The organism is Streptomyces corynorhini, from assembly GCF_003346515.1.
Taxonomy (GTDB): domain Bacteria; phylum Actinomycetota; class Actinomycetes; order Streptomycetales; family Streptomycetaceae; genus Streptomyces; species Streptomyces corynorhini.
Genome location: NZ_QQNA01000264.1, coordinates 1 through 8,896 on the forward strand (window position 1 = coordinate 1; position 8,896 = coordinate 8,896).

6 protein-coding genes are annotated in these 8,896 nt (G+C 72.4%); 5 read left to right on the forward strand and 1 reads right to left on the reverse strand.

Annotation, left to right across the window (positions count from 1 at the left end; all coding sequences use genetic code 11):
* Both DVH02_RS28040 and DVH02_RS28045 read left to right on the forward strand, forming a co-directional pair.
* On the forward strand, window positions 1-594 hold a 594-nt coding region (locus DVH02_RS28040; RefSeq protein ID WP_147286144.1), incomplete at its 5' end, for a FecCD family ABC transporter permease.
* Window positions 591-1,676 carry a FecCD family ABC transporter permease gene (locus DVH02_RS28045; protein ID WP_114626655.1) on the forward strand — a complete coding sequence of 362 codons (1,086 nt, stop codon included), beginning with the start codon at window positions 591-593 and terminating at the stop codon, window positions 1,674-1,676. The genes DVH02_RS28040 and DVH02_RS28045, both read left to right, overlap by 4 nt.
* Before the next feature lie 278 nt (window positions 1,677-1,954).
* Here DVH02_RS28045 and DVH02_RS28050 read toward each other — a convergent pair whose 3' ends face one another.
* On the reverse strand, window positions 1,955-4,252 hold the full coding sequence (locus DVH02_RS28050) for an FUSC family protein (protein ID WP_407697688.1): 2,298 nt from the start codon (window positions 4,250-4,252) through the stop codon (window positions 1,955-1,957).
* 512 nt (window positions 4,253-4,764) lie between these two features.
* Here DVH02_RS28050 and DVH02_RS28055 point away from each other — a divergent pair.
* The 3 genes from DVH02_RS28055 to DVH02_RS28065 all read left to right on the forward strand — a co-directional run bounded on the left by DVH02_RS28055 (window position 4,765) and on the right by DVH02_RS28065 (window position 8,650).
* Complete coding sequence (locus DVH02_RS28055) at window positions 4,765-6,336, forward strand: amino acid adenylation domain-containing protein (RefSeq protein ID WP_114626656.1); 1,572 nt, start codon at window positions 4,765-4,767, stop codon at window positions 6,334-6,336.
* Window positions 6,333-7,751: a ferredoxin reductase domain-containing protein gene (locus DVH02_RS28060; protein ID WP_233518504.1), complete on the forward strand. Its 1,419-nt coding sequence runs from the start codon at window positions 6,333-6,335 to the stop codon at window positions 7,749-7,751. Before DVH02_RS28055 ends, DVH02_RS28060 begins: the two co-directional genes overlap by 4 nt.
* Window positions 7,752-7,822: 71 nt before the next feature.
* Window positions 7,823-8,650 carry an enoyl-CoA hydratase-related protein gene (locus tag DVH02_RS28065; RefSeq protein ID WP_114626657.1) on the forward strand — a complete coding sequence of 276 codons (828 nt, stop codon included), beginning with the start codon at window positions 7,823-7,825 and terminating at the stop codon, window positions 8,648-8,650.
* Window positions 8,651-8,896: the final 246 nt, after the last annotated feature.

Consider the following 8,896-nt stretch of genomic DNA (forward strand, 5'->3'; position numbering starts at 1 on the left):
GCGCTCGGCGGCAGCCGCGCCGCCACACCCGTACGGCTCGCGCTCGCCGGAACGGCCGTCAACGCCGCCCTGTTCGGGTACGTCAACGGTCTCCAACTGGTCGACCTCGGCGCCCTGGACACCATGCGCCACTGGACCGTGGGCACGCTCGCGGGCCGTGACGCGGGGCTGCTGTGGCGAGTGGTACCGCTGATCGCGGGCGGCGCCCTGCTCGCGTTCTGCCTCGCGCGCCCGCTCGGCGCGCTGTCCCTGGGCGACGACTCGGCGCGGGCGCTGGGCGCCGCACCCGGCCGCACCCGTGTGCTGTCCATCGTCGCGATCACCCTGCTGTGCGGCAGCGCCACCGCCGTGTGCGGCCCGATCGGCTTCGTCGGCCTGATGATCCCGCACGCGGTGCGCCCCTTCACCGGCCCCGACCCGCGCTGGCTGCTGCCCTACTGCGCGCTGTACGCGCCCGCGCTGATGCTGGGCTCCGACATCGTCGGCCGGGTGGTCGTACCGCCCTCCGAGATCGAGGTCGGCATCGTGACCGCGTTCCTCGGCGGGCTCCTGTTCATCCAACTGGTGCGTCGGCGGAAGGTGGCCCAACTGTGAGTGTCGTCAAGCCGGTCGCCGGATCGGCCGGTGGCCGGGCCCGGATCGACCTGGCGCGCGGATACGCCAGGGGCGGCACCAGGTCCGTACGGTTCGACCCGCGCTCCGTCCTGGTCTGCGTGGCCCTGTGCGTGGTCGCGCTCGTGATCACGGTGTTCGCGATCGGCACCGGCCGGTTCGCGATCGGCCCGCTCGACGTGGTGCGGACTGTGGCCGGGAGCGGCCCGCCCGGCGCCGAGTTCATCGTCATGGACCTGCGGCTTCCCCGGGCCCTCGACGGACTGCTCGTCGGCTTCGGCATGGGCATGGCGGGCGCCGTCTTCCAGTCCCTGACCCGTAACCCGCTGGGCAGCCCCGACATCACCGGCTTCGGCAACGGCGCCTCCGCCGGAGCGCTCGTCGCGATCATCCTGTACGACTCCGGCGCCGCGCAGACCGCGATCGGCGCGGTCTGCGGGGGCCTGGCCACCGCCGCCGTCGTGTACCTGCTCGCCTGGCGGCGCGGAGTCCACGGCTACCGGCTGGTGCTCGTCGGCATCGGAGCCTCGGCCGTTCTCGGCTCCGTGACCAGCTTCCTCTTCGTACGGGCCGATATCGGCAAGGCGGCGCAGGCGGCCACCTGGATGATCGGCTCCCTCAACGGCCGGGGCTGGAGCGATGTGCGGATCGCCGCACTCGGTCTCGTGGTGCTCGTCCCCGTCGTCCTCGTGTTCGCGCGGCGGCTGACGCTGCTGGAGATGGGCGACGACACGGCGGCCGCGCTCGGCATCCCGCCCGAGCGCAGCCGCCTCGTGCTGCTCGTCACCGCGACGGGCCTGACGGCCATGGCCGTGGCCGCGGCCGGGCCCATCCCGTTCGTGGCCCTGGCCGCTCCGCAGCTGGCCCGGCGCGTGACCCGGGGCGCCGGTCCGAACGTACTGCCCGCCGCCTGGACCGGCGCGGTCCTCGTCGCGGGGTGCGACTGGGCCACCCAGCGCGTCTCGGACTCGGCGCTGCTGCCGGTCGGTGTGGTCACCGGAGTCGTGGGCGGCGGCTATCTGGCCTGGCTGCTGTGGCGCGAGCGCAGGTCGGGCCGCCTCTGACGTCCGTACGCATACGCCTGATCCACCGCTGCCCGCCAGGTCAGCGGTGCGCAGCCAGCAGCTCCCGTACCCGGGCGGCGGTATCCGGCGCCCCCCGCACCGGACGCCGGGACCGCGCGCGAGGACACCCGCCCCGGGCCGCGTCGGGCACCACCTGAACGCCACCGCCTGAACGCCCGCTCCCAGAAGGGCACTCCCCGAACCGGCCGCTCCCCGAACGGCGCTCCCCGAACGGCGCTCCCCGAACCGCGCCCCGGTGGCCGGGCCCGTCCCCGCCGTCAGATCCGTACGGACCTGGTCCCGGAACGGTCGGCGGGGTCCCGCACCGGAACGTCCAGCGGGCGGGCGAGGCCGGCCACCCCCTCGTCGAGGCGCTGCAGATGGCGCAGGACACGGGAGGTGACCGTGCCCGAGGGACGACCGGCCGGTGCCCCGGACTTGAGCATGGAGGCGATGCTCGCGCCGGATTCAACCTCGCCGCCCGGCGCCTCGTCCTTCACGTGCGCGGCGAGCACGCCGATGTTGTGCGCGATACGGCGCCCCGCGGATTCGAGACGGGGATCGGCCGTGACACTGCGGCTGAGAGGGACCAGCTCGGCCGTGGCCGCCAGCGAACGGGCGTGGTACGCGCAGGTCTCCAGGAGCGCCACGAGATAGCGGACGGTGCGGCGGCGGCCGCGCAGCGGGGTGATGGGATGGGTGAGCGGCTTGGTGGAGGCGCGCAGATCGTCCAGCGCCGTGTCCAGATCCCGGGCCTTGCCGAGCAGATCGGAGGCCGGGCCGCCGCTCAGCTGCTCCACCGAGGCCGACACCACGTCGCCCAGCCGGTCGAGTACGGTCGCCAGCAGCTCGTCGGTGCGCCGGTCGGTGTGCACGGGCAGGACGAGTACGGCCGCGACGATGCCGCACACGGCGCCCAGCACCGTCTCCTCGATACGCAGCACCAGCACGTCGAGGCTGTAGGTGTTGAGCAGGGTGTAGAGCAGTCCGAGCATCGCCGTGACGAAGAAGGACATCAGCGCGTACGACAGCGGAGCGGTGAAGAACATCGCGAAGATGAAGACCAGGACGAGAGCGAAGGCGACCCAGGTGTGGTGGCCGACCACGCCCGCCAGCACCACCCCCGCGAGCACACCGAGCACGGTGCCCAGCACCCGCCGGTAGCCCTTGACCAGGATCTCACCGGTGGAGGCGGTGTTGAGGAACACCACCCAGCAGGTCAGCACCGCCCAGTACCAGCGGTGCGAGGAGAGCAGCTCACCGCCGATGATGGCCAGCACCGAGCCGACCGAGACCTGGAAAGCGGCCCTGGTGGTGGGGCGGCGCAGCCCCGTACGGTCGTCCGCCGCCGGCTCCTCCTCGGTGGCGAGCGCGATGTCCTCCGCGTCGAACTCCTCGCGCGAACGGGTCGTGGCCGGTGTGTCGTTGGACTCGTCCTGCGGCCCCTCCAGCGCCAGCCGCAGCGCCACGACGGAACGGGCGGCCTCGCCGAGACCGCGGAAGACGTCCTGGACGGCGGTCGAACCGCGCGGCAGCCGCTCCTCGTCCCGGTAGCCGAGCAGCCGGTTGCGCACGTGGGCCACGCCCGTGTTCCGGTCGCCGGACGCCGGCCGCGACACCAGCAGGAGCAGCGCGCCCAGGTCCCGGCGGAGCGTCGCGGTCGTGTCCGTCCCGGCCGAGATCAGATCCCCCGTGGCGGGCACGGGCGCGTTCGGCAGGTGCAGGGTGAGGGTGTCCGCGCTCTCGGCGCTGCGGGCGCTGAGCAGCAGGACACCGAGCCGCTCCGTGGCGATCTCGGCGTCCGCGACGCGGCGTTGCAGCAGCGCCGCCGTGGCCGCGTCGCTCGTACCGTCCTCCAGCCGGCTCTGGATCATCAGCGCGGCCTCGTGCAGCCGGGCGGTGCGCCGCCGCAGATCGCCGAGGACGCCTTCCAGCCGCTCCGGCGTGGCGTCGAGCAGTTCGATATGAGTGGACACCAGCTGGGCGATCCGGGCCCGGAAGGCGTCGCGCAGCCGACGCAGAATGCGCGCCGGTGTCTCCGGTACGAGGGCGAACCGCGCGCCCGCGCTGCACACGAAGGCGATGGCCAGGGTCAGATACAGCGTCGGCAGGGTCGAGGTGGTGGCGCCCACGAACAGGGCGACGAAGTAGAGCTGGAAGCCGATCAGGCCGAGCGCCGTACCGCGCTCCCCGAAACGGCGGCTGTAGACGGCGCCGAAGATCAGAACGACGAAGAACGCGTCGCCCACGATGACCCGGCTGTGCAACAGCGCGGCCAGCGAGATCGCCAGCAGCGCGACCGGCAGACCGAGCGCGAGCGTGACCGCCTGGCCGCGTACCTGCTTCTCCTTGACCGCGAACGTGGAGACCATCGCGGCCATGGCGCCCGCGACCATATGGGTGACGTCGGTACCCAGCAGGGCCAGGAGGACGAGGGTCAGCGCGATCGCCGCGACCGTGCGCAATCCCGCCATCAGCCGCAGCAGACCGGGGTCGGACGCCGCGAAGCGATCCCATGCTCCGGTCCTGCCACGCTGCTTCACTGCCTTCACGCCGCTGAACTCTCCTGACTCCATCTGACTCATAGGACACATCAGCATCGCATGAGCGGTGCTTTCCGGACGTGGCCGGGCATCGCCGGACAATACCTGCTCTAATGGGGTGAAAAGCGCTGATTCCGGGCGGAGTCGGCTGTGGGACGAGGTCCCGCCGTACCTGCGGGTCGCCGATTGGCGAGCGGGGGTTGCCGTGGCGTCGGTGGAATCCTGGAAGGGCCGGAGCGGGGTCGATTCCTGGCCGGTCGCCGGTAGTTGTCCGTGGAACGCGGTGCCCTGGAGCCACTGAACACACCGCACATCACGGCACGCGCATCACGGCACCGCACCCCGTCACGGCACCGGGTGCTCCACCGCACCGTTTCCTCCACGGCACCGTGTCCTCCGCCGCACCGTGTGCTCCTCGGCACCCCGTGCCCGGAGCGCACCGTACTGCGCGAATCGCGCGGAACGCACCGCACGGCCTCATCAGCGCACCCGTATCCCCCTGTTCGGATCAATCTGTTCGGATCACATCAGGAGGTCTTCCTGTGATGCGGCATGTCCAGCACGTGCAACCCCAGTTCTGGGAGTTCGGCCGCGGTCCCGTCGTCGACGTCCCCCACTCCCGTATCCACCACGCCTTCGAGCGCTGGGCCGCGCGCACCCCCCACGCCGTCGCCGCCGAGCACCAGGGGGCGACGATCACCTACCGGGAACTCGACCGGCGGGCGGAGCGGCTCGCCGAGGTCCTGGCACGCCGCGGGGTGCGGCCCGGTGACCATGTCGGGCTGTTCGTCCGGCGTTCCATACCGATGCTGATCGGCCTCCTCGCCACCCTGAAGGCGGGAGCGGCCTACGTGCCGCAGGACATCGGGATCGCCCCACGCTCCCAGCTGCGCCACGTCATGAGGACCGCGCACACCCGTGTGGTCCTCACCCAGCACCGGTACGCGGACCGCGTCCCGGCCCGGGGCCGCGAAGCGGGCACCGAGCCGGTACGGGTCGTCATCGACGCGCCCGACGGCGTACCCGCCCCGACCGGGAGCACCACCGGCCGTCCGGCCCCCGCGAGCGGTACGGGACCGGACGCGCCCGGCGGCGGTCCCGACGACGCCTGTTACGTCCTGTTCACCTCCGGCACCACCGGCACGCCCAACGGTGTCACCGTCACCCACCGCAATGTCCGCAACATCCTGCTCACCCATCCGGGAGATCTGGGGATCGAGCCCGGTATGCGGGTCGCCCAGCTGCTCAACATCGCCTTCGACATGGCAGCTTGGGAGATCCTCGGCTCGCTCAGCCACGGCGCCACCCTGGTCATCCGGGGCAAGGACATCGCCGAGACGGCCCACGGCGCCGACGTCATCATCGCCACCCCCACCGTGCTGAGCACCATCGACCCGGTCCACTGCGCCCGTGTCACGGTGGTGGCGGTGGCCGGTGAGACCTGCCCGAGGCCGCTCGCCGATCTGTGGGCCCGGCACTGCACCTTCTACAACGCGTGCGGGCCCACCGAGACCACCATCGTCAACACCATGCACCATCATCGTCCTGCCGCCGGCCCGCTCACCATCGGCCGCCCGACACCGAACAACACCGTCTACGTGCTGGACGAGAACCGCCGCCCATGCGCCATCGGCGAGACCGGCGAGATGTGGGCGGGCGGCGACTGCGTGTCGGCGGGCTACCTCGGCAACCCCGGTCTCACCGCCGAACGTTACGCGCCCGACCCGTTCCTCGGCGGCGGCCGGATGATGTTCCGCACCCGCGACCTGGGCCGCTGGACACCGGACGGGGAACTCGAACACCTCGGCAGGACCGACGAGCAGGTCAAGGTCCGGGGGTTCCGGGTGGAGCCGGGGGCCGTCTCGGCCGTGCTGGAGACCGTCCCCGGCTGCTCGCGCGCCCTCACACTCCAGCGCGATCCCGACACCCTCGTCTCGTTCGTGTGCCCGCTGGACGTGGACCCCGAGGCGGCACAACGGGCCGTGGCCGACGCCCTCCCCTACTACTGCGTGCCCGACACGGTCCGGCCGCTGGCCGCGCTGCCGGAGACGGGCCGGGGCAAGGTGGACCGGGCGGCGTTGCTGCGGCTGGCGGCCGAAGGAGGTGGTGGCACATGACCTCCGCGCACTCCACCGGAGCCGGGCACGGCACCACACACGGTCAGCCTCCGCCGCCCCTCGACGCCGGGCACGGCACCACACACGGTCAGCCCCCGCCGCCTCTCGACACCGGGCACGGCACCACGCGCGGTCAACTCCCGCCGCCTCTCGACACCGGGGACGTCACCCTGCCGCCTCCCGCCACCTGGCCGCGACGGATCCTCAAACACCCGCGCCTGTCGCACTACTACCGGCTCGCGGCGCTCGTCCTCGTGGCCAACGCCGTCTTCGCCGTCCTGGCCGCCGACCACGGTGTCGCCACCACCACGCTCTCGTACGCGGCGCTCGCGAACTTCACCTTCGCCGTCCTCGTGCGGCAGCAGTACGTCATCAATCTCCTCTTCGCCGTGGCCACTTCGGTTCCCACCCACTGGCCACTGCGGATCCGCTGGACGCTGGGCAAGGTCTACCACTTCGGCGGCGCACACGTCGGCGGCGCGCTCGCCGGTTCGCTGTGGTTCCTCGCGCACACCGCCGCACTCGTGGCGAGCGGCGCCCCGCCCGCCCAAGTCGCCGTCGGCTGCGCCCTGGTGGCGCTGCTGGCCGGCATCGTCGCCACGGCGCTGCCCCCCTTCAGGGCACGGTTCCACGACCGCTTCGAGAGGATCCACCGGTTCGGCGGCTGGACGGCCCTGGCGCTGTTCTGGACCCAGACGCTGATCAGCGCGCCGGGATCCCCGCTCCGGGAGCCGGGCGTCTGGGCGCTGGCCCTGGTCACCTTCAGTGTGGCGCTGCCGTGGCTGCGGCTGCGCAAGGTGCCCGTACGGATCGAACGGCCCTCCGGCCATGTGGCGCTCGTACGCTTCGACCACGGTGTGACCCCGTTCGCCGGCTCCTCCACCGCCGTCAGCCGCAGCCCGCTGCGCGAATGGCACTCCTTCGCCAATGTCCCGACCCCGGGCAGGCCGGGCTTCCGGCTGACCGTCTCGCGCGCCGGGGACTGGACGGGCTCCTTCATCGACGACGCGCCGCGGGAGGTGTGGGTCAAGGGCATCACCACCGCGGGCGTCGCCAACATCGAGACCCTGTTCCGCAAGGTCGTCTACGTCGCCACCGGCAGCGGCATCGGCCCGTGCCTGCCCCATCTGCTCGCCGCCGAGGTGCCCTCACGTCTGGTGTGGGCCACGCGCAGCCCCCGTACCACCTACGGCGACGGACTGGTCGACGAGATCCTGGCGGTCCAGCCCGACGCGGTCGTCTGGGACACCGCCCTGCACGGCAAGCCCGACATGGTGCGGCTCGCCTACGCCGCCTACCGGGACTTCGGCGCGGAGGCGGTCATCTGCATCTCCAACAAGAAGCTCACCTGGCTGGTCGTCCACGGACTGGAGCGGCGCGGGATCCCCGCCTACGGCGCCATCTGGGACTCCTGACGGGACGACCGGCGCCGCACGGGCAGGACCCGGGTCCATGACCGGGCACGACGGAACGAGTGGAGGCAGCGATGGATCAGCACCACGCGGCACACCGGACCTACGGGACCGAGGAGGAACACGGATCACCCGGTCCCGCGCACCTGAAGACCGAACGCACCGGCCGCGTCGTCACCGTACGACTGCACCGCCCCGAGGTGCGCAACGCGCTCAACAGCGAGCTGCTGGCCGAACTCCTTTCCACGCTAGGGCCGTTGGACGACGATCCAGAGGTCGGCTGCTTCGTCGTCACCGGATCGGACCGCTACTTCGCCGCGGGCGCCGACATCGCCGAGATGGCGGGCAGGAGCGCCGCGCAGATGGTCGCGGACGACTACTTCGCCGACTGGGAGGTCTTCGCGGGGCTGCGCACCCCGAAGATCGCGGCGGTGGGCGGCTACGCGCTGGGCGGCGGCTGTGAGCTGGCGATGATGTGCGACCTCGTCATCGCGGGCACCTCCGCCGTCTTCGGCCAGCCGGAGATCACACTCGGTGTCATCCCCGGCATCGGCGGCACCCAGCGGCTGACCCGGCTGGTCGGCAAGGCCAAGGCGATGGACCTCGTCCTGACCGGCCGCACCATGGACGCGCGCGAGGCCGAACGGGCCGGGCTGGTCTCCCGGGTGGTGCCCGACGAGCGGCTGAGGGACGAGGCGCTGGAGGCCGCGACGACCATCGCCTCGTACGGCAGGCACGCCGTGACAGCGGCCAGGGAGACGGTGGAACGGGCGCTGGAGACCGGGCTGCGCGACGGCATCCTCTTCGAACGCCGGGTGTTCCACGGCCTGTTCGCCACCCAGGACCGGAGCGAGGGGATGGCCGCGTTCCTGGAGAAACGCGCCCCGCGCTTCAACAGGTGACATGGGCGAGCCCCGACGGTACGAGGTTCGGTCCGCTCGCGCCCCGCGAGGCGGACCGGACTGTACGGGTCCCGCGAGGCGGACCGTACCGTACGCGTCCCGCGAAGCCCGCCCGCGCGAAGCCCGGTCTCCAGCGCCCGTTCCACCGTCTCCCTGGCCCCTGTCACGGCGTGCCTGCCGTACGAGGCGCTGGTCGTCGCGGCCTCCAGCGCCTCGTCCCTCAGCCGCCCGTCGGGCACCACCCGG

Bases quoted from the DNA above. Each gene is read 5' to 3' on its own strand.
- DVH02_RS28050 (WP_407697688.1), bottom strand. From the start codon at position 4,252: ATGGAGTCAGGAGAGTTCAGCGGCGTGAAGGCAGTGAAGCAGCGTGGC.
- DVH02_RS28055 (WP_114626656.1), top strand. From the start codon at position 4,765: ATGCGGCATGTCCAGCACGTGCAACCCCAGTTCTGGGAGTTCGGCCGC.
- DVH02_RS28060 (WP_233518504.1), top strand. From the start codon at position 6,333: ATGACCTCCGCGCACTCCACCGGAGCCGGGCACGGCACCACACACGGT.
- DVH02_RS28065 (WP_114626657.1), top strand. From the start codon at position 7,823: ATGGATCAGCACCACGCGGCACACCGGACCTACGGGACCGAGGAGGAA.